This is a genomic window from Sinorhizobium terangae (genome assembly GCF_029714365.1).
Lineage (GTDB): Bacteria > Pseudomonadota > Alphaproteobacteria > Rhizobiales > Rhizobiaceae > Sinorhizobium > Sinorhizobium terangae.
Window position 1 is genome coordinate 3,460,408 of record NZ_CP121659.1, and the last position, 23,921, is coordinate 3,484,328.

A 23,921-nucleotide genomic window follows, 5' to 3' on the forward strand; every position below is an offset into this window, starting at 1 on the left:
CGCGGCTGAAACTGTGCGGCAAACGAAAACCGGCTTTGCCCGTCTGGTACAAAGCCGGCTTCCTCCCATGCTCAATTCCGGCGGTTACAGCAAAATGCCTTCATGCGCGTTTTTTGTGACACTATTATTTACGCTGACGATCGGTTCACCGGTTTTTGAATCGCGATCCACGGAAATTCGATGCGTCGCGCCGTTCAGCCGGACCTCGGCGGAATAGCCCGCCCAATCCGCGGGCAGCACGGGTCGAATCACCAGCTTCTTTCCCTTCATGCGAATGCCGAGTATGCCCTCGACGCCCGCGCGATAGAGCCAGCCGGCAGAGCCTGTGTACCAGGTCCAGCCGCCACGCCCGGCGAGCTCGCCTTCGCCATAGACATCGGCGGCGACAACATAGGGCTCGACCCTGTAGTGCTCGGCATCGTCGCGGCTGAGCGCGTGCGATACGGGGTTGAGCATCTGGAAGGTCCGCCACGCCTCTTCCGCCCGTCCCTGAGCGGCAAAGGCGAGCACAACCCAGGTGGCCGCATGCGTATATTGGCCGCCGTTTTCGCGCACGCCCGGCGGGTAGGCCTTGATGTAGCCCGGGTCATGTTGCGTCTTTTCGAGCGGCGGCGTGAAGAGCCGCACGATCCGCTTTTCCGGATCGACGAGTTCCGCCATCACTGCGTCCATCGCACGCTTGGAGCGCTCGGCCTCGCCTTCGCCGGAGAGCGCGCTCCACGATTGGGCGATGGAGTCGATCCGGCACTCGACATTTTCGGCGGATCCGAGCGGCGTGCCGTCGTCGTAGTAGCCGCGGCGATAGTAATCACCGTCCCAGCCTGGCCCGTCGAGCGCTGCTTTCAGCATCTCGAGATGCGTCTCCCAAAGCTTGGCGCGCGCATTATCCTTCCGCTCGCGGGCATGGGGCAGGAAGGCGCGCAGCGCACCGGCGAGGAACCAGCCGAGCCAGACGCTCGTGCCCTCCCCGGCAATACCAACGCGGTTCATGCCGTCGTTCCAGTCGCCGCCGAGAATGAGCGGCAGACCGTTCGCCCCCGTCCGCTTGATCGCGAGATCGAGTGCGCGGGCGCAATGCTCGTAGATATCGGCCGTCTCGTCCGCGCTCTCCGGTGTGAAGAAGCTGTCGTGCTGGCCCTCTTCGAGGGCGAGTCCGACAATGAACGGCACCTTCTCCGCGAGGATGTCCGTGGTGCCGGTGACCGCGCAGTAATGCGCGACCGCGTGGGCGAGCCAGACGACATCGTCGGAAATCATCGTGCGGACGCCGGCACCGGTGCCGGGCAGCCACCAGTGCTGCACGTCACCCTCGACGAACTGCCGGGCGGCCGCGTTGAGGATCTGCGCGCGCGCAAGCTCCGGCCGATGCAAGAGGAAGGCGAGGGTATCCTGCAACTGGTCGCGGAAACCGTAAGCCCCGCTTGCCTGGTAGAAGGCGGAGCGCGCCATGATGCGGCAGCCGAGGCTCTGATAAGGCAGCCAATGGTTGACCATGTGGTTGAAGGCCCTGTCGGGCGTTTCGACCTTCACGACGCCGGTGAATTCGCTCCAGAACGCCTTCGCCGCTTCGAGCGTCGTGTCGAAGGCGGTCCCTCGCAATTCGGTGAGGATCGACTGCACCTGTTCGCCGCTGTCGGCGTCGCCGAGGAAGAAGGTGATCTGCCGTTCCGCACCGGGCTCGATAACGAGATCGGACGAAAGGGCCGCACAGGCATCGCCATCGGTCTCCGTGAAGCCGGCCAGTGCAGCACCGGCGATGACCGCTTGCGGCGCCAGAATTCCGCCGGCCTGCCCCAGGAATTCCCGCCGGCTCGCCGTATAGGAGGCGACCTCAGCGTCGATCGCGAGGAAGGCCGAACGGCCGGCATAGTCGAGGCTGTACGGATTGGTCGCGACGAGCGCCTGGGCTTCCTCGCGCCATTCGGGCAGGACAAACGGAGCCGTCCGGCCGCGGTTGTTGCCGAGCACCCATTCGGCATAGCCGTAGATCCGCAACTGGCGCGCGGAGGCGCCGCGATTGCGGATCGAGAGCCGCACGAGTCTCGCCGGCAATGTCCTGTGTACGGTATGGATCGCCTCGATTTCGAGCTCGTCCTGCGTGCTTGCAAAGCTCGAATAGCCGAGGCCGTGACGGGCTTCGAACACGGCCGACTTGCGCCGCGAAAGCGCGGCATAGGGGGTCAGCACCGAGCCGCTCGCCATGTCGCGGACGAAGATCGCCTCGCCTGGCCGGTTGACCACGACATCGTTGGTCCACGGTGTGAGCTGGTAGTCGCGCGAATTTCGGCTCCAGGAGAACGCCGAGCCCTCGGCGGAAACGTGGAAGCCGAAGTGCTCGTTGGGAATGACGTTGATCCACGGATGCGGTGTCGCTTCACCGCCGCGCAGCCGCACGACATATTCGCGCCCTTCATCCGCAAAGCCGCCAAAGCCGTTCCAGAACTCCAGCCCGTCGCCGCTGATTTCGGCTGCGGGACGCTCGCCCGCCTCCTCGATCACCGGCAACAGCATCTGTGTGCTCTCGGTGGTTTTCGCGGCAGGCCTCGCGTAGAGCGCCGTGGCACGGGCAATCTGGTCGGAGATCGTGCCGTTGCGGGCATGGAAGACGGCGCGCGAGGCCGAAAGCAGCGTCGACCAGGTCTCAGGCTCCATCAGATCGCGGCGTACGGCGAAGATATGCTGCCGCGGACCGTCGGAAAGGCCACGCAACCGCAGGTTTTCGCACATCGAGTCGAGCGTGTGCTGCAGGTCCTGGGCATAGGAGGATGCCCGCTCGTTGATGACGACGAGATCAGCGGTGATGCCGCGCGCCCTCAGATATTCCTGCGCCCGCAGCGCCTCGCGCGCGATGCCGAGGTCGCCGTCGTCGTTGATCCTCAGGCAGAAGATCGGATAATCGCCGGAAATCGCCAGCGGCCATAGCGCCGACTGAGAGGCGAGCCCGGATTTGACGGTCGCCGTATCGGCACGCAGGTGCATGTCCGGATAGACAAGGTAACGGCCAAGCATCTGGAAGCTTGCCGCCTCCTGCGACGTCACCCCGACATGGCGCATCTGCACCTGGCTGCGCGTCCAGGCATGGATCAGTTCGTGGTTGAAGGTTTCCGGGTGCCGGTAGCGATCGATCGCCCGATCGACGGTCTCGCGGTTGGGTGCGGCAATCGTCCAGAAGATGACGCTCACCTTCTTGCCCGCCGGAACGCGCACGACGCGGCGTAGCGACATGATCGGGTCGAGCGTGAAGCCTTCCGTTCCCGAAAGGGTGACGCCGGGGTCGAAGGCCGCCGCCTCCGCGAGGGTGCGGCCCTGCCCCAGGAAGCGCCGACGGTCGGTTTCCACCTGGGTGTGGCGGTCGCTGCCGGCATTGTCGGTGATAAGGTGCGCAACCTCCATGTCCGGATCGCCCGCGCCGCGCTTGTTGCGCGAGACACGGATGACGTCGCCCTGTCGGCTGATCTCGGTGCGCACGAACATCTTGGAGAAGGCGAGATGGGCGCTGTCGGCATCGTCCGTCGCAAGCACCGGCTCCGCATAGGATGTGACTTCGATGAAGCGGTCCTCTGTGCCGGTGTTGAGCAGGATGACCCTTCGGCCCTCCGCATCGTGCTCGGTCGCGACGATGCATTCGACTTCGCTTGTCAGATCGCCGACGGTCTTGACGAACTCCGCCTTGTCGTCGCCGAAACGGGTCATGGTCTTTTCGCCCGGCGCCCGGCGCGGTTCGGCCGTGGCCGACCACCAGTCGCCGGTGACGGTGTCGCGCAGGAAGATGAACGTACCCGTCCGGTCTTCGACCGGATCCGGTTTCCACCGCGTAACCGACTGGCCATTCCAGCGCGCATAGCCGGCGCCGGTCGCGGTCAGCATGATCGAATAGTGCCCGTTCGACAGGAAGACGGTTTCGCGGTCCTGCGTCAGCGGATCCTCGATGACGCGGACTTCCGGCCTGAGGAGATCGGCCTGGCCCTTGCCGAGCGATTCCGGCTCGCGCTTGGCATTCATCACCGGAATGTCGCGCGGTGCCTTCTCCTGCAGCAGCAGTTCGGCCGCCTCGATCACCGGATCGGCATGGAACCACTCGCGCAGGCGCCCGTTGAACACGACGTTCGCGACCGCCGCGACCGACATGCCGTGGTGGTGGGCATAGTAGTTGCGCACCACGGCGCATTTCTGCCCTTCGGGAACGCGCGTCGGCGTGAAATCGACGGCGTCATGGAAGCCGTAGGCGCCGAGAGCACCCACCTCCCGGAGCCGCGCCAGGTTGGCGAGCGCAGACTTCGGATCGTACATGCAGGCGAGGATCGACGCGTAGGGCGCGATCACCGCATTCTGGCCAAGACCGCGCTTCAGGCCGAGCGTCGGCACACCGAAGTTCGTGTACTGATAGGTGAGCTCATGGTCGCGCGCGTTGAAGGCGGCTTCCGATATACCCCACGGGGTCCCAAGGCGCCGGCCGTGGTTGATCTGCTCCTGAACCACCAGATTGTTCGTCTGGTTGAGAATGCCGCCCTGCCGCTCCTGCATGACCAGCGGCGGCATCAGATACTCGAACATCGAGCCGGACCACGAGACCAGAGCGCCGCGTGCGCCGATCGGCACGATCGGGCGCCCGAGCTTGTACCAGTGCTCCGTCGGCAGATCGCCCTTGGCGATCGCAAAAAGGCTCGTCAGCCGCGCTTCGGAGGCAAGCAGATCGTAGCACGCCTCGTCGAGTTCGTTGGCATTGACGCGGTAGCCGATGGACAGCAACCGCCGCTCCGGCCGGAACAGGAAGCCGAAATCCATAGAGAAGGCGATGTCGCGCGCGCGCTCCTTGAGCACCATGAGACGCTGGCGCAGCGCCTCGATCGCGCCGAGATCGAAGACGCCGTCGGCGATATGCGCCTCGCAGGTGGAGACGAGCGAGCCCGCCCATTTCTCCACCTCGGCGCTCTGGGCGGTGCGTACTTCGTGATCGAGGTTGGCGGCAAGCTTGTGCATGTCACGCGCAAGCACCGCCAGATTGATCACGCGGATCGATGCGAATTCGCGCTCGCGCTTGACGGCGGCAAGCGCGTTCTGGAAGCCGGCGATGCGCTCTTCGATCAGGTGGCGCAACGGCCGAACGGTCTTGCGATCGTCCGGCAGTTCGTTGAGCACCTCCGAGAGAATGCCGGCCACGTCGCCGATGCCATCGAGATTGCCCTGTACATGGGCGGAGGGAGCCTCGGCCCATTCCCGGCACATGGACGAAACAGCGATCAGGTGGCCGGCGAGGTTGCCGCTGTCGACCGACGAGACATAGCGCGGCTCCATCGTTTCGAGCGATCGCGTCCGATACCAGTTGAAGAGATGGCCGCGATATTTCGGCATGCGGTCGATCGTCGCGATCGTCTGCTCGAGCCGCGTGATCGTGTCTTCGAAGCCGATCCAGCCGAAATCGCGCGCGGACATCACCGACAGGAGATAGACGCCGATATTGGTGGGCGACGTACGCTCCGCCAGCACCGGCTGCGGCGTTTCCTGGAAATTGTCCGGCGGCAGGAAGTTCTGTTCGGCGGTCACGAAGGTTTCGAAGTAGCGCCACGTGCGCCGGGCGATCTTGCGCATCTCGTCGATCGCATCATCCGACACGACCAACTGGTCCTCGGTCTCGGCCGACTGACTGACAAACCACGCAACCAGAGGCGAAGTCGCCCAGATGAGCGCGAAGGGGATGCCGATGTAGGGCAGTCCGGTATCGGACACCGCGGCAAGCGCCAACGAAATGACCGACAAGGCCGGCGCCGTCCACATCGCGCCGAAATAATCACCGATCGAGCCATGACCGGCGCTCTGAACCTGCGCGGCGGTGCGCCACTCGAGCATCAGCTTGCGGCTGACGAAGGTTCGGTAGAGCGAACGAACGATCGCATCTGCCATCATTGCGGCATTGTGAGCGATGAAGACGATGCGGAGCGCCACCTGGGCGTTGGCGGCGCGGATATCCGAGAGCACCGTATGCAGATGCGCCCGTGCGACGATGTCGTTGCGGCGCGGCATGATCCCGTTGATCAGCGACAGGGTCGGTGCAACGAAGAGGCTGAAGATCAGCACGAGCTGCCAGATCAAGGCCTCGGTCGGCTCCATGTAGTACCAGCCCATGACCGAAGCGACGAGCCATGCGACCGGGATGAGTGACCGGCGAAGGTTGTCGTACATCTTCCAGCGGCCGAGCATCGACAGGCCGTTCGACGGATTGAAGATATAGGGCAGCAGTTGCCAGTCACCACGCGCCCAGCGATGCTGGCGCGACATTTCCACCTCGTAGCGGGTCGGGAAATCCTCGACGAGCTCGATGTCGGTGACGAGCGCACAACGTGCATAGGACCCTTCGAGCAGGTCGTGGCTGAGCACGGCATTCTCCTCGATCCTGCTCTTCAGCGCCGCCTCGAATGCGTCGACATGGTAGAGGCCCTTGCCGGTGAAGCTGCCTTCGCCGACGATGTCCTGATAGACGTCCGAGACCGTGAAGACATAGGGATCGATACCGCGGTGTATCGAGAAGATGCGCTGGAAGGCGGAGGCCTCGCTGCCCGTGGTGAGCGATGGCGTCACACGCGGCTGCAGCAGGCTGTAGCCGGTCAGCACTTCCTGCGTCTTGGTGTTCACGACCGGCCGGTTGATCGGGTGGTAGAGCTTGCCGACCAGCTTCGTCGCAGCGTCGCGCATCAGGCGGGTGTCGGAATCGAGCGTCATCACATATTGGACGCCGTCCGGAACCATGTTGGCGCCCGGCAGGAACGAGGTATCACGGTCGCCGCGCAGCAGGAGATTGAGCTCGTGGAGCTTGCCGCGCTTGCGCTCCCAACCCATCCAGACGCCCTCGGCCTCGTTGAAGAGCCGGCGGCGATGCAACAGGAAGAAGCGCGTCTTGCCGTCATAGGCGTAGCGGGCCGCGAGCCCGGCGATTTCACGCTTCGCATATTCGAGGACATCCATGTCGGTGGGCGTTTCCTCGAACTTGCTGTCGGCCCAGTCGCTGAGCAGGGCGAAATAGATCTCGCCGCGGGGGTTGGCGAGATAGTGCACCTCCAGATTGCGCACCAGTTCGTCGACATGGTCACGCTTGGCGATCAGGCACGGGACGACGACAAGTGTGCGGGCATCCGCCGGGATGCCGTTGAGGAACTCGTAGCCGACGAGCCGCGACGGTTTGACGACGAGCGTGACCAGCGTGTTGAAAAGCCCCATCGCGCCTTCCGAAGCCGGCAACGCGAAAAGCAGCAGCATGATCAGCTTGGCGCCGTTTGGGATCTCCATCGGGCTGACGAAGGCGTAGACGGCGACCATTGCGAGAATTGTCAAGAGAATGTTCGGTCCGGCGATCGCAAACCAGCCCAGCTTGCGGCCGAACCGGACGATGTGCTGGAGCGGCGACGGCGAATAGCCGATCCTTTCCTCCAGCTCCTTGTACCGCATGCCGACGAGGAAGGAGCCGACATTCGGCTCCTGCAACGGGGCTTCGACAGCCGCGGCCGCCCTTGCTTCCTCGACCATTTCGATCGCGATCTGGGTGACTTCATGCTCGCTGTGGCCGGAGCGGCGCGCCAGTTTCTCGATCGTGTCGCGGTACTTGTTGCGCGAGCCGAAATCGAGCGAGGCATAGTCGGAGCCTTCGCGAAGCGTCGCGTCGATCTTGCTGACGCTCTCGAACCAGACGGCCCAATCCGTATCGTCGATTTCGCGCAGGCTGCGGATGATGTTGCTCATCGTCGCGTTGCCGGAACCCAGGCGATTCTGCTCGGCAACCAGCGCCTCCTCGACGTCCGTGCCGCGCCTTTCGAGCCGTTCCTCGATCCAGCCGATCACCGCGCCCGAAGTCTGTGAACCGTCGCGCATGCGATAGAGAAGCTGTGCGATGAACGTGTTGTCGGCGGAGAGCGCCTCCGCTTCCGCGAGCAGTACCCTGCACCTTTCGGGATCGTTCAGGCGCACGATCTGGTCGGCAAGGTCGTTCGCCTTCTGCCGCATGCCGCGCGAGCGCTCGACCCGAATGGCGATCCGGCGCAGGTTCTCGATCAGCACGAAACGCAGGATCGACGGCAACGCCCACAACTCGCCGATCTTGAAGGTCTCATGCTGCTGGAAACCCTCGACCATCGCGGTGATGTTTTCCCGCGAAACCATGCTGTGGGTGTGGGCGACATAGAGCCAGGCCAGCGCCATCGTGCGTGGGATGACGACACCCGACACCGAAAGCGTCGGCAACTGTCGATAGAACCTGCGCGGAAAATCGCGCCGGACCTCCTGGATTGCCTCCTCGACCACATGGTGGTTGTCGAGCAGCCACTCGGCCGCGGGCGTGATCGAGGCGCCGGCTTCGACGTCGGCCGCCGTCGCGCGATAGACTCGGAGGATTTCCTTCTCGTTTTCCCGGTGCCGCGCGCGGAAATCGAACGAAAAGAAGCCGGGCAGCGACGAAGCGCCGTTCAGGGCGAGGTTCTCGCCGCATTGCCGAAGGTCGTCGATCGAGAAATAGGTCGAGCGAATCGAATCGTTATAATCGATTTGTTTCGCTTCGGGGTCGCGCGGTGAATGAGACGGCTTGTTCTGAAGGAGCATGGCTGAGGTTTCTGATTCCAACCGATGTTGTTCGGCCCGGCTTTCGTTGTTCGGCCAGGCGGATTGCGGCCCTGATGGTCCAAGCGGCGTCGGCGCGTTTCTAGACACGTTCATGTGCCCTCCCATCCGCCGTCATCCTCCCGAAGGCGGGAAGGCGCCGGAAATGGGCGCCGCCTGGGACTTGGGCATTGGAGATCGCAAAGCCGACGGCACGTTGGATTTCACGGCCGCGTGATGCATGAAGATGGCATTTTTTAGCCACAGTGTCAGCAGCTTGCAAGGATTGCGAGCGCAGGTTCGGACGAATTGGGCAAGCCCGGAACGGGAGGAAGCGGACCATTGCACGCACTCCCGCCGGTTCGAAGAACGTTCCTGTCAAGTCAGCCCCTTCCTGGTGCGTTGCGGCATGGCGGCACGAAACGCTAAGCCGCCGGCGAAGATCCCGCTTCAGGCGGTCCACGTCGGGTCGAACTCAACCGACCTGTTCGGCAATCCATTCCCTGAAGGCGAGGCTGATCGGGTTTTCACGCTTGCCCTCCGGAATGGCGAGGTAGTAGCTGTTTTCGGTCTGCATCGGTCGATCGAGAACGATCCGCAGCGTGCCTGCGGCGAGTTCCTGTTCGATCAGATAGCGAGGCAAAAGGGCAAAACCGAGACCTGCGGTTGCCGCTTCGATGACCATCGAGAACTGGTCGAAACGGTTGCCGCGATAGGCACCATGTCCGTCCACCCCGTTTGTCTCGAACCAATGCGCCCAGAGCTTCGGACGCGTGGCGAGATGGAGGAGCGGACCGCCGCCGATATCCTCCGGCGCCTCGACCGGATTGGCGCTCAGGAGCGACGGGCTGGCAACCGGAACGATGACTTCGCTGCAGAGATAGCTGCAGGTTGCCCGCGCCCAGACCGGCTGGCCGTAGTGGATCGCCAGATCGAAATTCTGCTCATCGAAATCGAACGGCGCCGAGCGCGAGGCTATGTTGATGACGGTGCCCGGATGACGCCTCAGAAAATCGGGCAGGCGCGGCACCAGCCAGCGGCTGCCAAAGGTCGGCAGCGATGCGATGGAGAGGGTCGAGTCGGCGCGCGCCGACGCCATGGCGCGCACCATCAACTCCTCGGTCTGATGCAGCAGCCGCCGCACTTCCGGCAAGAACTTCTGCCCGGCATCGGAAAGGATGACCCGTTGGCGGACGCGTTCGAAGAGCAGGACGCCGAGTTGGGTTTCGAGGTCCTTGATCTGCCGGCTGACGGCGCTTTGGGTGAGGTTGAGCTCGGCCGCGGCCTGGGTGAAGCTGCCGTGGCGCGCGGCGCATTCGAAGGCCTGCAGCGTCGTCACGTCAGGAACCAGTCGTCGGCTTAACTTCATTCCAGCCTCGCATCAACATAGTCAGAAGCAGCGCGATCCAAGCCTGCGTCGTTCGGATATGATCAGAAATAAGAATGACCTTGTCCTTCACCCTTAGCGCGAGGCGAGCCACAGTGAAAGAAAATAGTTTCGTATCCGCCGACGAGATCCGCTCGGCCTTCTCCGCCGCCATGTCGGTCATGTACCGCGAAGAGGTGCCGGCCTATGGCACGCTCATGGAACTGGTGGCGAAGGTCAATGCCGATACGCTGGCGGCGGACGCGACTTTGAAGGACCGCCTGGAGGCAACCTGCTCGCTCGACCGCATCTCGGAGGAGCGCCATGGGGCGATTCGCCTCGGCACGCCGGCCGAACTTTCGATGATGCGCCGCGTATTCGCCGTCATGGGCATGTATCCGGTCGGCTATTACGACCTTTCGACCGCTGGCGTACCGGTCCATTCGACCGCGTTCCGGCCGGTCGGCGATGCCGCATTGAAGCGCAATCCCTTCCGCGTCTTCACCTCGCTTTTGAGGCTCGACCTTATCGCCAACGAGAGCCTGCGCGCCGAGGCGGAAGTGATTCTTCGCGAGCGCCGGATCTTCACCTCTGGCGCGATCGAGCTCACCGAAAAAGCCGAGCGCGACGGCGGGCTCGACGAGGCCGACGCCGAACGCTTCGTCGCGGAGGTGCTGGAGACCTTCCGCTGGCACGACAAGGCCAATGTCAGCACCGACATGTACAAGCGCCTGCACGACGCGCACCGGCTGATCGCCGACGTCGTTTCCTTCAAGGGACCGCACATCAACCATCTGACGCCGCGCACGCTCGACATCGACAAGGTCCAAGCGCTGATGCCCGAATATGGCATTGCCCCGAAGGCCGTCGTCGAAGGCCCGCCGACGCGCAAATGCGCGATCCTCCTTCGCCAGACGTCATTCAAGGCGCTGGAAGAACCCGTCTCCTTCCGTGACGGCGAGGGCGCGTGGAAAACCGGTTCGCATACGGCGCGTTTCGGCGAGATCGAACAGCGCGGCATCGCGCTGACGCCCAAGGGGCGCAGCCTCTACGACCGGCTGCTCGACGAATCGCGCAGGATCGTGCGGCCCGCCGCCGACGGCTCCAACGCGAAGCAATACGAAGCAGCCCTTGCCCAGGCCTTCGGGGCCTTCCCCGACAGCTGGGCGGAGATCCGTGAAGCGGGGCTTGGCTATTTCAGCTATTCTTTGACAGAAAAGGGCCGGCAGACGAAGCTCGCCGGACGCCGCGACATAGACGCGCTAGTCGCCGAAGGCCTCGTAGAGTTCGATCCAATCGTCTACGAGGACTTCCTTCCGGTCAGCGCCGCCGGTATCTTCCAGTCGAACCTCGGCGACGGCGCCCAGCAGGAGTTCGTCGCAAGTCCGAACCAGAAGCGCTTCGAGGCAGATCTGGGCGTCGCCGTCCTCAACGAGTTCGATCACTATGCCGGTATCGAACAGGCATCAATCGAAAGCTGCCTTCAGGCGCTCTCCGTCGCAATGGCAGCGGAATGACACAGCGACGATGAGATGATTGGAAAAGAGCATATCGACGCGCTGACGAAGATCCTTGGCGACAAGGGCGTCGTTGCGCGTGCGGAAGACATGCGAGCCTATGAGACCGGTGCGCGCTACGATGAGGGCCGCGCGGCTGCCGTTTTGCGCCCGGGGACAACGGCGGAGGTCTCGGCCGCGGTCGCCTATTGCGTCCGAAACGACCTCGCGCTCATCCCGCAGTCCGGCAATACCGGCGTCGTGTCGGGATCGACGCCGGACAACACCGGCACGGAGATCGTTCTTAGTCTAGACAGGCTGACCAGGCAGCTAGAGCTCGACAGAAACAATCGCTCTGTGCGTGTCGATGCCGGCTTTCGCCTCTCCGACCTCAATCGGCGGCTGGAGGAACACGACCTGTTCTTCCCGATCGACCTTGGTTCCGATCCGCGGCTTGGCGGCATGATTGCGACCAATACCGGCGGTTCGCGCTTCCTGAAGTACGGCGGCGTGCGCCGCAATACGCTGGGCCTGAAGGTGGTGCTCGCCGACGAGAACGGCACCGTTCTCGACCTCGATTGCGACCTGCGCAAGAACAACACCGGCATCGACTGGAAGCAGATCTTCATCGGAACCACCGGCGCCTTCGGCATCGTCACGGAATGCGTGCTGAACCTTGAGCGGGTGCCGAAACAGACGGCAACGGCTTTCCTCGTCCCGGCAAGCGGCGCTGATGTGCTGCACCTGCTAAACGCCATGGAAGAGCGGCTCGGCGCCTATCTTTCGGCCTTCGAAGGCATGTCGAAGAACGCGATCGCTGCGACCCTGGCACATGTGCCGTCGCTGAAGAATCCTTTCCAGGGCGGCAATGTCCCCGACTATGTGATCCTCGCCGAGATCTCCCGCACCTGGGCGCCGCGCGAGGGCGAACAATCGCTCGACGCCGTTCTCGAAAGCGTGCTCGCCGAAATCTGGGAATCGGAAGAGGCGCCGCTTGCCGACGCCTTCGTCGGTCCGCCGCACGAGATCTGGGCGCTTCGCCACGCGCTTCCCGAAGGTGTAAAGCATCTCGGCAAGCTGATCGCCTTCGACCTTTCGTTCCGCAGAGGTGATATCATGGCCTTCTGCGACCATATGAAGACCGAGATGCCGGAGAAGTTCCCAGGCGTCACCGTCTGCGATTTCGGCCATATCGGCGACGGCGGCGTGCATTTCAATCTCGTCGTGGCAAAGGATAGCCCGCTATTGGCTGAGGCGAGCTTCGAACAGCGATTGCGCGAATGGGTCTTCGCGGTGGCCGTCGAGCAATATGGCGGCAGCTTCAGTGCGGAGCATGCAATCGGCCGGCGTAACCAGGCTTTCTACGATTTCTACACGCCGGAGAAACTGAAGGAGATGGCCCGCGGCCTGAAAACACTTACATCGCCGGGAAAGCTCGGCAGCGTACGTTTTGGTTAAGCCCTTGGGGTGAGGAAAGTGTGAAGCGGTTTTCCGCCCGCATCCCGCGCAACCAATAAATGAGACAAAACGGGAGTCAGTTGAGATGAACATTGCAACCAAGAAAGTCGACGTCGCCAAAGAGGCCGCTGCCCTCCTCGACAAGATGGGCGTCGCCCGCGAACTCTATGTGAGCGGCGAAATGCCGTCCTACAGCCCGGTCACCGGCGAACAGATCGCCAGCCTCAAGATCGTTTCGGCCGCCGAAGCCGCGGCCCGGATCGAACGGGCCAACGAAGCCTTCCGCGCCTGGCGACTCGTGCCGGCGCCGAAGCGCGGCGAGCTCGTCCGTCTGCTCGGCGAGGAGCTGCGCACCTTCAAGGCCGACCTCGGCCGTCTGGTCTCGCTCGAAGCCGGCAAGATCCCGTCGGAGGGCCTTGGCGAGGTGCAGGAGATGATCGACATCTGCGATTTCGCCGTCGGCCTCTCCCGGCAGCTCTATGGTCTCACGATCGCCACCGAACGCCCGGGCCACCGCATGATGGAAACCTGGCATCCGCTCGGCGTCGTCGGCATCATCTCCGCCTTCAACTTCCCGGTCGCCGTCTGGTCGTGGAACGCGGCACTGGCGCTCGTCTGCGGCAACGCCGTCGTCTGGAAGCCGTCCGAAAAGACGCCGCTCACCGCGCTTGCATCGCAGGCGATCCTTGAGCGTGCCCTCGCCCGCTTCGGCGATGCGCCGGAAGGTCTATCGCAAGTGCTGATCGGCGACCGCACGGTCGGCGAAGTGCTCGTCGATCACCCGAAGGTGCCGCTCGTCTCGGCCACCGGTTCGACCCGCATGGGCCGCGAAGTCGGCCCGCGTCTTGCGAAGCGCTTCGCCCGTGCCATCCTCGAACTCGGCGGCAACAATGCCGGCATCGTCTGCCCGTCGGCCGATCTCGACATGGCGCTCCGCGCCATCGCCTTCGGCGCCATGGGCACTGCCGGCCAGCGCTGCACGACGCTGCGCCGCCTCTTCGTCCATGAAAGCGTCTACGATCAGCTCGTCCCGCGCCTGAAGAAGGCCTACACGTCGGTGTCCGTCGGCAACCCGCTGGAATCGACAGCGCTTGTCGGTCCGCTCGTCGACAAGGCCGCCTTCGACAATATGCAGAAGGCGATTGCCGACGCGAAGGCCCATGGCGGTGCCGTCACCGGCGGCGAGCGCGTCGAACTCGGGCATGAGCACGGCTACTACGTGAAGCCGGCGCTCGTCGAAATGCCGAAGCAGGAGGGCCCGGTTCTCGAAGAGACCTTCGCGCCGATCCTCTATGTCATGAAGTACAGCGACTTCGACGCCGCACTCGCCGACCACAATGCGGTCGCGGCCGGCCTTTCGTCGTCGATCTTCACCCGCGACATGCAGGAATCGGAACGCTTCCTCGCGGCCGACGGCTCTGACTGCGGCATCGCCAACGTCAACATCGGCACCTCCGGCGCGGAAATCGGCGGCGCCTTCGGTGGCGAGAAGGAAACCGGCGGCGGCCGTGAATCGGGCTCCGATGCCTGGAAGGCCTACATGCGCCGGGCCACCAACACGATCAACTATTCGAAGGCTTTGCCGCTGGCGCAGGGCGTTTCGTTCGACATCGAATAATTCGCGGCTTCGAATAGGATCGATCATGACCATCAATGCAACGGTGAAGGAGGCGGGCTTTCTGCCCGCCTCGCGGATCGCCTCGATCGGCGTTTCCGAAATCCTGAAGATCGGCGCTCGCGCCAACGCCATGAAGCGCGAAGGCAAGCCGGTGATCATCCTCGGCGCCGGCGAGCCGGACTTCGACACGCCGGACCATGTCAAGCAAGCGGCATGGGACGCGATCCAGCGCGGCGAGACGAAATATACGGCGCTCGATGGCACGCCGGAGTTGAAGAAGGCGATCCGCGAAAAGTTCCAGCGCGAGAACGGTCTCGCCTACGAGACGGACGAGATCACGGTCGCCACCGGCGCCAAGCAGATTCTCTTCAACGCCATGATGGCGTCGATCAATCCCGGCGACGAGGTGATCATCCCGACGCCCTACTGGACCTCCTATTCGGACATCGTCCAGATCTGCGAAGGCAATCCGGTGCTGATCGCTTGCGATGCATCTTCCGGCTTCCGACTCACCGCCGACAAGCTCGAAGCGGCGATCACGCCGAAGACGCGCTGGGTGTTGCTCAACTCACCCTCGAACCCGTCTGGCGCCGCCTACAGCGCGGCCGATTACCGGCCGTTGCTCGAAGTGCTTCTCAGGCATCCGCATGTCTGGCTGCTCGTCGATGACATGTACGAGCACATCGCCTATGACGGCTTCCGCTTCGTGACTCCGGCCCAGCTCGAGCCTCGGCTGAAGGACCGTACGCTCACCGTCAACGGCGTATCGAAGGCCTATGCCATGACCGGCTGGCGGATCGGCTATGCCGGCGGCCCGCGCGAGCTCATCAAGGCGATGGCCGTCGTCCAGAGCCAGGCGACCTCCTGCCCGTCCTCGGTCAGCCAGGCGGCCTCTGTTGCGGCGCTGAACGGCCCCCAGGATTTCCTCAAGGAACGCACCGCAAGCTTTCAGCGCCGCCGCGATCTCGTGGTCAGCGGCTTGAACGCCATCGAAGGTCTCGATTGCCGCGTCCCGGACGGCGCCTTCTATACCTTCTCCGGCTGCGCAGGCATGCTCGGCAAGGTGACGCCATCGGGCAAGACGATCGAAACCGATACGGACTTCTGCTCCTACCTGCTCGACGACGCCCACGTCGCCGTCGTCCCGGGCTCGGCCTTCGGCCTTTCGCCCTTCTTCCGCATCTCCTATGCGACGTCGGAAGCGGAGCTGAAGGAAGCGCTCACCCGCATCGCCGCCGCCTGCGCGCGGCTGTCGTGAGAGTAGTAACAAACGGGCGTAGTCTGCCCCTCACCCTAGCCCTCTCCCCGCGTGCGGGGGGACTTCGGCGGCGCGGCATACACCTTCTCCCCGCCTGCGGGGAGAAGGTCGCGGCAGCGGGATGAGGGGCCTTCCCGAGCTTTACCGAACACCACGTGCAGCCCGCCCCGCAACACTGCCCTACCTCAAAACGTCGGCGGCGTGCAGGCGCTGATCACCTTGCACGGCACCGGCCCGACGCAGCGAAAACGATGCGGTCGGCGGCTTTCGAAATAATAGGCGTCGCCCGGCCCGAGGACGCGCCGCTCGTCATCGACGGTGACCTCCAGCCGCCCGGAGAGCACGATACCGCCCTCCTCGCCCTCGTGCACCAGGGGCACCTTGCCGGTGTCCGCCCCCGGCTGATAGCACTCCTTCAATATCTGCAGGCTACGGCCGAAAAGATTGTCGCCAACCTGGCGATAGGAGATCGGCCCCTTGCCGATCTCGACCAGCTCCTCCGCCGCATAGAAGGCCTTGCGCGGCTTTTCCGGCTCGAAGGAAAAGAACTCCGCAAGCCCGATCGGAATACCGTCGAGAATGCGCTTCAAGGCGCCAACCGACGGGTTCGAGGCATTCGATTCGATTAGCGAGATGGTGGAGTTGGTGACGCCCGCCCTCTTGGCAAGCTCGCGCTGGGAGAGATTGTGCATCAGCCGCACATGGCGCAGGCGTTTGCCGATATCGACACTCATCGCAGGTTCCGTGTTGACGTTGTTTGAAATATCGAAACTCTAGCAAGTCGCCTCCATAAAATACAGTGGCTTAGCCAAACGAAGAAAAGGACTTGTTCGGCAATCCAAATCATGGCGTCAATCGTGAATTCGACAGGAGGATGCCATGGACGCCCACAACAAGCCCAACGCCCCGGTGCTCGACAGCTACTGGATGCCCTTTACTGCCAACCGCCAGTTCAAGGCCGCGCCCCGACTGCTCGCCTCGGCCGAGGGCATGCACTATACCAGCATCGACGGCCGGACGATCCTTGACGGCACCGCCGGCCTCTGGTGCGTCAATGCCGGCCATGGCCGCCGGCAGATCGCTGCCGCGGTCGAGCGGCAGCTTTCGACCATGGACTTCGCCCCCTCCTTCCAGATGGGCCATCCGATCGCCTTCGATTTTGCCGAACGGCTCGCTGAAATCGCGCCCGGCCCGGCTGGCGCCAAGCTCGACCGCGTGTTCTTCACCGGCTCCGGTTCAGAATCCGTCGACACCGCGCTGAAGATCGCGCTCGCCTACCAGCGCTCGATCGGCCAGGGCACGCGCACACGGCTGATCGGCCGCGAGCGCGGTTATCACGGTGTCGGCTTCGGCGGCATCTCCGTCGGCGGCATCGTCAACAATCGCCGCGTCTTCCCGCAACTCCCGGGCTCTGACCATCTGCGCCATACCCATGACCCAGCGAAAAACGCTTTCGTCAAGGGCCAGCCAGAACATGGCGCCGAGCTTGCCGACGACCTCGAAAGGCTCGTCGCACTGCACGGCGCCGAAACCATCGCCGCCTGCATCGTCGAACCGGTTGCCGGCTCAACCGGCGTGCTGATCCCGCCGAAGGGCTATCTCGAACGGCTGCGCGCTATCTGCGACAAGCACGGCATCCTCCTGATCTTCGACGAGGTGATCACCGGCTTCGGCCGCCTCGGCGCCGCCTTCGCAACCGACTATTTCGGCGTCACCCCAGATCTCGTCACCACGGCCAAGGGTCTCACCAACGGCGCCATCCCGATGGGCGCGGTCTTTGCGAGCCGCAAGGTGCACGATGCGCTGATGCACGGTCCGGAAGGCCAGATCGAGCTTTTCCACGGCTACACCTATTCCGGCCACCCGGCCGCCTGCGCCGCCGGCATCGCTACGCTCGACATCTATCGCGACGAGGGCCTGATGACCCGCGCTGCCGAGCTGCAGGAGGACTGGCACGAGGCGATGCATTCGCTGAAGGGCCTGCCACATGTCATCGACATCCGCACCATCGGCCTCATTGCCGGCATCGAGCTGCAATCGCGCGACGGCGCCCCCGGCGCCCGTGCCTACGAGGTCTTCGTCGATTGCTTCGAAAGGGGGCTCCTTATCCGCGTCACCGGCGACATCATCGCCTTCTCGCCGCCGCTGATCGTCGAAAAGAAGCATTTCGGTGAGATCGTCTCGATGCTCGCGGACGCATTGAAGCGGGTGAAGTAAGGGTACTGACGCGTGAGATAAGGCCCCTCCCCAACCCCTCCCCACAGGTGGGAGGGGCTTTGGCGCCTGCAGTACCCAACTGCCATTCCCCAGGCTTCGAGTCTCTCGTAACGATCAAGAGAGGTGGGGAACAGTGCGGCAAGTTAAGCCCCTCCCGCCTGTGGGGAGGGGTTGGGGAGGGGCATTCACGCACCGTCCCAGCATGGCAATCCGCTTTGCCGAACGACTCAGCGGATCAATATGGCCCGAAAATCATTGACGTTCGTCCCGGTCGGGCCGGGCACGAAAAGGTCGCCACTCATCGCAAAGGCCGACCAGGCATCGTGGCGGGCGAGATGGCCGCGCGGATCGGCGCCGGCCGCCCGCATGCGGGCGACACTCGCGCCGTCGGCAAAGGCGCCGGCATTGTCCTCCGAGCCGTCGATGCCGTCGGTATCGGCGGCAAGCGCATCGATGCCGCCAACGCCATCGATGTCGAGCGCCAACGAGAGCAGAAACTCGCTGTTGCGCCCACCCTTGCCGTAGTTGTTGCCGGAAATCGTCACCGTCGTCTCGCCGCCGGAAAGCAGCACGACAGGCTTTTCGAAGGGTCGATCTCGCATTGCAACCTCGCGGGCGAGCGCCGCATGCATGCGGCCGATGTCGCGCGCCTCGCCCTCGATCGCATCCGAGAGGATCATGGCGTCGATGCCGAATTCTCGTGCGCGGGCCGCCGCCGCCTCCAGGGAAACGCTCGCGGAGGCGATCACATGGACCTCGTTGCCGGCAAAGGCGGGTTCGCCCGGGCCGGGGGCTCGCGCGGCATCGGACGCGAGATGCGCCATCACGCGCTCGGGCAAGGCCATGCTGTAGCGGGCGACGATCTCGCGCGCCTCCTCAAGGCTCGACCGATCCGGCACGGTCGGGCCCGAGGCAACGAAGGCGGGGTTGTCACCCGGAACATCCGAGACGACGAGGCTCACGACGCGCGCCGGCGCGGCGGCAAGCGCTAGCCGCCCGCCCTTGATCCGCGAGACATGCTTGCGGACCACGTTCATCGCCGAGATCGGCGCGCCGGAGGCGAGCAGCGCACGGTTGACGCCAATCTCGTCTTCGAGCGTCAGCCCCGTGGGTGGCGCGGGCAACAGCGCCGAGCCGCCACCGGAGACGAGCGCGATCATCAGATCGTCCGCCGTGAGTCCCTCGACCAGCTTGAGAAGCGCGGAGGATGCCGCAAGCCCGGCCTCGTCCGGCACCGGATGGGCCGATTGCAACACCTTGATGCGCTCGCATTTCTCGACCGGCCCGTGCCGGGCGACGACGGCGCCCGTCAGCGGCGCGTCCCAGAGCCGCTCGAAGGCGGCGGCCATCTGGCTTGCCGCCTTGCCGGCGCCGATGACGATCGTGCGCCCCTTCGGCCTCTCGGGCAAATGCGCGCGGATGGCGGCGTAAGGATCGGCCGCCACCACGGCAGCCTCGAAGAGGGAGATCAGGAAGGAGCGCGGCTCGATCGGTGCCATGGAATCAGTCCGGGATTTCGAGATCGTAGACGAAGACACCTTGGACGCCGCCTTGCGCCGCCGCAACGATTTTTGCGCCGGTCTTTTGATGTTCTGCGTCGTCGAGATAGGCGTCATGCACCTCTACGAGGCGCTGGCGAGTTCGACGGCAGCGATTGCCCCTCACCCTAACCCTCTCCCCGCCTGCGGGGAGAAGGTCGCGGCAGCGGGATGAGGGGCCAAATCCGGAGCTCCCGGCGAGGAAGACGCAATCGCGGATCATCGCACCCACCTCCTTCAGCGAACCTCGGCCCGCGCCCGCGGGCGCATGTCGTTGCGCTCATGCTGGAAGATCGCAGGCGGCAGCGGCGGCAGGCCGCGGATGATATCCGCCCCCTTCTCGCCCATCATGATCGTCGGCCCGTTGGTGTTGCAGGAGGGCACGCGCGGCATCACCGAACTGTCGCAGACCCGCAAGCCGTCGAGCCCGCGCACCTTGAGCTCCAGATCGACCACAGCCATGGCGTCCGTGCCCATCTTGCAGGTGCCGACGGGGTGGTGGTCGGTCTTGGCGTTGGTGCAGCCATATTCGAAGAGCTGCTCTTCCGTCCGGATATCGTTACCCGGCAAACGTTCGGCGAGCACATAGGACTTGAGCGCCGGCTGCTGCATGATTTCGCGGGCGATCCTGAGACCTTCGAGCGACATCTTGCGGTCGTGCGGATCCTCCCAATAGTTCGGATCGATGAGCGGCGCCGCCGCCGGATCGGAGGAGGAAAGCCGGACAGTGCCGCGCGAGCGCGGATGCAGATAGGCGGAGTTCAGCGTCACCCCTGCATTCTTGAGGCGCGCGACGCCCGCCTCGATGCCGGAGCCGAGACCGAGATGGAACTGGATGTCGGGCGAGCGCGCATCCGGATCGGCATACCAGAAGCCGCCGGTCTCGAAGAGCGAGGAGGCGACGGGACCGGTGCGGAAGAGCACATATTGCAGGCCCGCCCAGAACGTGCGGTGCAGCTTGGCGACATTGTCATAGGTGTGGTCGCCGGTGCACTCGGAAATAACGAAGAGATCAAGGTGGTCCTGCAGGTTGCCGCCGACGCCGGGGAGATCGTGGCGGACGGCGACGCCGACCGCGCGCAGATGGTCAGCCGGCCCGATGCCGGATTGCAGGAGCAGCTTCGGCGAGCCGATTGCGCCAGAAGCGACGAGCACCTCGCGGTCCGCCCGGATCGTTTCGCTCCCCTTGGCCGTCACCACCTCGACGCCGACCGCTCGGCTACCCTCAAGCACGATTCGGGCGACACGGGCGCCGGTGCGCACCGTGAGGTTTTTTCGATCCTTGATCGGCGAGAGATAGGCAAGCGAGGCGGACGAGCGGCGGCGGTTGCGTTGCGTCAGCTGATAAAAGCCGACACCCGCCTGCTGTTTCCCGTTGAAATCGTGATTGTAGGGAATGCCAAGTTCCTGGCCAGCGCGGATATAGGCGTCGCAGATCGGCAGCGCCGAGACCGGCATCGAAACGCCGAGCGGCCCGCCATAGGAATGATAATCGTCGGCAAAGCGCTGGTTGTCCTCGGCGCGCTTGAAATAGGGCAACACGCTCCGATAGTCCCAGCCGGTGCAGCCGTCTTCGCGCGCCCAGAGATCGTAATCGACGGCGTTGCCGCGGGTATAGAGCTGTGCATTGATCGAAGAGCCGCCGCCGATCACCTTCGCCTGCGTATAGCGCAGCACCCTGCCCTTCATGTGCTTCTGCGGCACCGTATGCCAGCCCCAGCTTGCGACGCCCTTTGTCATCTTGGCGAAGCCAGCGGGCATGTGGAACAGCGGGTTCCAGTCGCCGCCACCGGCTTCGAGCAGCAGCACCTTGACCGTCGGGTCCTCGCTCAATCGGTTGGCAAGAACGCATCCGGCCGGGCCGGCGCCAGTGATGATGTAGTCGTAGGCCATTCACATCGTCCTCAAGGTTCGCGCCTTGGCGCGATCATTAGTTCATTGCCTCTTTGCCGATTGGCCGCCCCTCATCCGGCTGCCGCCACCTTCTCCCCGCAGGCGGGGAGAAGGGACTCGCGGCCCCTCACAGCGATCGCATCTCGCCGGGCACGTCCCCTCTCCCCACCTGCGGGGAGAGGGTTAGGGTTGAGGGGCAGCGCCCCACGCGACGACCTCACAACCGGCTGATCGACAGTCCTCCATCGGCCTGGATGACCGACCCCGTGGCGAAACCGAACTGCCCGCCGGCAAGCCCGGCGACGATCTTGCCGATGTCGTCCGGCTCTCCCCATCGCCGCATAGGCACCAGCCCGTCCGCAATCAGCGCGTCGTATTTGCCGGAAACGCTCGCGGTCATGTCCGAGCGAATGATGCCGGGCCGAACTTCGAAGACCGAGATACCGGTCTCGGCGAGCCTCAACGCCAGTCCCTGGCTGAAGGCCGCGAGCCCCGCCTTGCTCATGCAATAGTCGAGCCGCTCCGGCGATGTCATCGCCGCGGAGACCGAGGTGATGTTGATGATCGAGCGGGGCGCAATGGGCTGCGTGGCCAGCATCGCCTTCAGGACCGCCTGGGTGAAGAAAACCGTGCCGCGCAGGTTGATGCCGACGATCGTGTCGAAATTCTCAGGCTCCAGGTCGAGGAAATCGCCGCGCACGACGGACGCGATCCCGGCATTGTTGACGAGGCAATCGATGCTGCCGAACGCCTCCATGACCGAGTCCACGGTCGCCTGGTGGGTGGCGAGGTCGGCAAGATCCGCCTGAAGAAAGATCGCGCGGGCACCGAGAGTACGGAGCGCGGCGAGTACGGGTGCTACACCATCGGCATCACCGATGCCCGTGATGGCGATGTCGAAACCGCCTGCCGCGAGCGCGCGAGCGATGCCACGCCCAATGCCGCGCCGGCCGCCGGTGACAACCGCAACGGGACGTGCCTTGTCCGTCATGACCGAAGATCCTCTTTAGCAATGTGATCCGCGACGCGCAGCGCCTGCGCCGCCACGGTTAGCGCCGGGTTTACCGCAGCTGAGGTCGGCAGGAAGCCGGCATCGACGACGAAAAGGTTCGGATGATCGAACGCCCGGCAATAGACATCGAGCGGCGCCTCATTCGGGTCCTTGCCGATCCTGACCGTGCCGCACTGATGCGACGGCGTGCGCTTGTCGAAGGCCCGCGCCAGCACGACCGGAAAGCCTGCCTGCCGCAACACCTTCTTCAGCTTGCTGACCAGGTTGAGATGGGCTTGCCAGTTCGTTCGCACCCATTGGAGCACGACGCGGTCGCCATCGACCATGATGCGGCTTTCGGGCGACGGCAGGTCTTCGCTCATGGCGTAGAAGTCGATGGCGTGGCCCGACACCTGGTTCAGGAGCCACTCCGGCATTGATGGCATGTTCGCCTTCAGGATCGCGCCCGACACGCGCCCAAGGAGCTGGATATTGCCGAGCGGCGGTCCGCCCTCTCCGTCCGAGAGATAAAAATCGTTGAGGCCGAAGGTCTTCTGGTAGACCGAGTCGTTGCGATACCAGGGGCTGAGCGCGATGACCGCGCTTGAATTGTGGTTCATGAAGTTGCGGCCAACCTGATCGGAGCGGTTCGCAAGCCCCGTCGGGTTGCGACTATCCGCAGAGCGCAACAGCAGCACGGCCGACTGCACCGCCCCGGCGGAAAGTATGACGAGCCGTGGCGACACGGCTCGCTCCACGCCATCCTGGACGTAGTAGACGGTCTCGATGGTCTTGCCGTCCGGCGCCGTCGCCAGCCGGGTAACACGCGAACCGATCTGCAACTTGACATTCGGGTATTCCAGCGCCGTCGTCAGCGCCGCGGTCTCGGCATCCATCTTGCCGTCAAAGCTGTTCGGATGCGCGTCCCAGGGCGTCTTCGCTTTGGCGAGCCAGCGTTCGATGTCGATGCCGAGCGGCAGCGAATAGGGATGCAGGCCGTTTCGCCACAGACGCTTGCGGACGCTAGCGATCGGCGGCTCGTCCGCAACGGGGCCGTAGCTGTAGGTGTTTGAGTGGTAAGGCTCGGTCGGGTCTTCGCCGAGGACGCCGCGCACCTGATAGAGCGCCTCCGCCTTGGAATACCACGGCTCCAGCTCTTCGTACGGAAACGGCCACGCGGGGGAGACGCCGTCGAGATGCTGCATCTCCTCGAAATCCTCACGGCGGTAACGGGTGAGCACAGCGCCGTAGAATTTCGAGTTGCCCCCGACATTGTAGTAGTTGCCCGGGTTGAAGCCGAGGCCGCCCGCCTCGTACCAGGTCTCTTTCGGCCGGAAATGCCCGCGCTGGAAGATCGCCCGCTGATCCCGGTTTTCCGGACGGTCCTCGATGTGAACGCCCGCCTCGAGGATCAGGATCTCGGCGCCCGACGGGGCAAGGCCCGCCGCGACGGTCGCGCCGCCGATTCCAGATCCGACGATGACGATATCCGGTTGGCCTGCCATG

The 23,921-nt window shown here is 64.2% G+C and carries 13 protein-coding genes; 6 read left to right on the plus strand and 7 right to left on the minus strand.

Features of this window, described 5'->3' with window-relative positions:
• Positions 1-84: 84 nt before the first annotated feature.
• Positions 85-8,697: a cyclic beta-(1,2)-glucan synthase gene (gene ndvB, locus QA637_RS16420; RefSeq protein WP_153436831.1), complete on the minus strand. Its 8,613-nt coding sequence runs from the start codon at positions 8,695-8,697 to the stop codon at positions 85-87.
• Positions 8,698-9,055: 358 nt separating this feature from the next.
• Positions 9,056-9,949, minus strand: a complete 894-nt coding sequence (locus tag QA637_RS16425) for a LysR family transcriptional regulator (RefSeq protein WP_153436832.1) — start codon at positions 9,947-9,949, stop codon at positions 9,056-9,058.
• Between the two features lie 113 nt (positions 9,950-10,062).
• On the opposite strand from QA637_RS16425, the gene hglS reads away from it, so the two are divergent.
• The 4 genes from hglS to QA637_RS16445 all read left to right on the plus strand — a co-directional run bounded on the left by hglS (position 10,063) and on the right by QA637_RS16445 (position 15,776).
• Positions 10,063-11,463, plus strand: coding sequence for a 2-oxoadipate dioxygenase/decarboxylase HglS (gene hglS / locus QA637_RS16430; protein ID WP_283062358.1), 1,401 nt, complete (start codon positions 10,063-10,065; stop codon positions 11,461-11,463).
• Between the two features lie 15 nt (positions 11,464-11,478).
• Positions 11,479-12,900, plus strand: a complete 1,422-nt coding sequence (locus QA637_RS16435; protein WP_153436834.1) for an FAD-binding oxidoreductase — start codon at positions 11,479-11,481, stop codon at positions 12,898-12,900.
• A gap of 85 nt (positions 12,901-12,985) precedes the next feature.
• Positions 12,986-14,518: an L-piperidine-6-carboxylate dehydrogenase gene (amaB, locus tag QA637_RS16440; protein ID WP_283062360.1), complete on the plus strand. Its 1,533-nt coding sequence runs from the start codon at positions 12,986-12,988 to the stop codon at positions 14,516-14,518.
• A 25-nt stretch (positions 14,519-14,543) separates the two neighbouring features.
• A complete protein-coding gene (locus tag QA637_RS16445; RefSeq protein WP_153436836.1) occupies positions 14,544-15,776 on the plus strand; it encodes a pyridoxal phosphate-dependent aminotransferase in 1,233 nt (410 codons plus the stop codon).
• 185 nt (positions 15,777-15,961) lie between these two features.
• On the opposite strand, the gene QA637_RS16450 is transcribed toward QA637_RS16445, so the two are convergent.
• The gene (locus QA637_RS16450) at positions 15,962-16,510 is read right to left on the minus strand and encodes a cupin domain-containing protein (protein WP_153436837.1); all 549 of its coding nucleotides are present in this window, start codon (positions 16,508-16,510) and stop codon (positions 15,962-15,964) included.
• A 145-nt stretch (positions 16,511-16,655) separates the two neighbouring features.
• On the opposite strand from QA637_RS16450, the gene aptA reads away from it, so the two are divergent.
• Positions 16,656-17,993: an omega-aminotransferase AptA gene (gene aptA, locus QA637_RS16455; RefSeq protein ID WP_153436838.1), complete on the plus strand. Its 1,338-nt coding sequence runs from the start codon at positions 16,656-16,658 to the stop codon at positions 17,991-17,993.
• Positions 17,994-18,220: 227 nt separating this feature from the next.
• Here aptA and QA637_RS16460 read toward each other — a convergent pair whose 3' ends face one another.
• Positions 18,221-19,492 carry a glycerate kinase type-2 family protein gene (locus QA637_RS16460; protein WP_153436839.1) on the minus strand — a complete coding sequence of 424 codons (1,272 nt, stop codon included), beginning with the start codon at positions 19,490-19,492 and terminating at the stop codon, positions 18,221-18,223.
• Here QA637_RS16460 and QA637_RS16465 point away from each other — a divergent pair.
• Positions 19,491-19,706 (plus strand): hypothetical protein, encoded by a 216-nt coding sequence (locus tag QA637_RS16465; protein ID WP_283062363.1) that lies wholly within the window; start codon positions 19,491-19,493, stop codon positions 19,704-19,706. The genes QA637_RS16460 and QA637_RS16465 overlap by 2 nt on opposite strands.
• Before the next feature lie 62 nt (positions 19,707-19,768).
• Here the strand turns inward: QA637_RS16465 and QA637_RS16470 are convergent, their stop codons facing one another.
• The 3 genes from QA637_RS16470 to QA637_RS16480 form a co-directional block, all read right to left on the minus strand.
• Positions 19,769-21,424: a GMC family oxidoreductase gene (locus QA637_RS16470; protein ID WP_153436840.1), complete on the minus strand. Its 1,656-nt coding sequence runs from the start codon at positions 21,422-21,424 to the stop codon at positions 19,769-19,771.
• Positions 21,425-21,641: 217 nt separating this feature from the next.
• Entirely contained in the window at positions 21,642-22,415 is a 774-nt protein-coding gene (locus QA637_RS16475) for a 3-ketoacyl-ACP reductase (RefSeq protein WP_153436841.1), read from the minus strand.
• Positions 22,412-23,920 carry a GMC oxidoreductase gene (locus tag QA637_RS16480; protein WP_153436842.1) on the minus strand — a complete coding sequence of 503 codons (1,509 nt, stop codon included), beginning with the start codon at positions 23,918-23,920 and terminating at the stop codon, positions 22,412-22,414. Before QA637_RS16480 ends, QA637_RS16475 begins: the two co-directional genes overlap by 4 nt.
• Position 23,921 lies beyond the last annotated feature (1 nt).

Coding starts and splice junctions, on each gene's coding strand:
- aptA (WP_153436838.1), top strand. CDS start 16,656: ATGGACGCCCACAACAAGCCCAACGCCCCGGTGCTCGACAGCTACTGG.
- QA637_RS16470 (WP_153436840.1), bottom strand. CDS start 21,424: ATGGCCTACGACTACATCATCACTGGCGCCGGCCCGGCCGGATGCGTT.
- QA637_RS16435 (WP_153436834.1), top strand. CDS start 11,479: ATGATTGGAAAAGAGCATATCGACGCGCTGACGAAGATCCTTGGCGAC.
- QA637_RS16445 (WP_153436836.1), top strand. CDS start 14,544: ATGACCATCAATGCAACGGTGAAGGAGGCGGGCTTTCTGCCCGCCTCG.
- ndvB (WP_153436831.1), bottom strand. CDS start 8,697: ATGAACGTGTCTAGAAACGCGCCGACGCCGCTTGGACCATCAGGGCCG.
- amaB (WP_283062360.1), top strand. CDS start 12,986: ATGAACATTGCAACCAAGAAAGTCGACGTCGCCAAAGAGGCCGCTGCC.
- QA637_RS16480 (WP_153436842.1), bottom strand. CDS start 23,920: ATGGCAGGCCAACCGGATATCGTCATCGTCGGATCTGGAATCGGCGGC.
- QA637_RS16450 (WP_153436837.1), bottom strand. CDS start 16,510: ATGAGTGTCGATATCGGCAAACGCCTGCGCCATGTGCGGCTGATGCAC.
- QA637_RS16425 (WP_153436832.1), bottom strand. CDS start 9,949: ATGAAGTTAAGCCGACGACTGGTTCCTGACGTGACGACGCTGCAGGCC.
- QA637_RS16475 (WP_153436841.1), bottom strand. CDS start 22,415: ATGACGGACAAGGCACGTCCCGTTGCGGTTGTCACCGGCGGCCGGCGC.
- QA637_RS16465 (WP_283062363.1), top strand. CDS start 19,491: ATGGAATCAGTCCGGGATTTCGAGATCGTAGACGAAGACACCTTGGAC.
- QA637_RS16460 (WP_153436839.1), bottom strand. CDS start 19,492: ATGGCACCGATCGAGCCGCGCTCCTTCCTGATCTCCCTCTTCGAGGCT.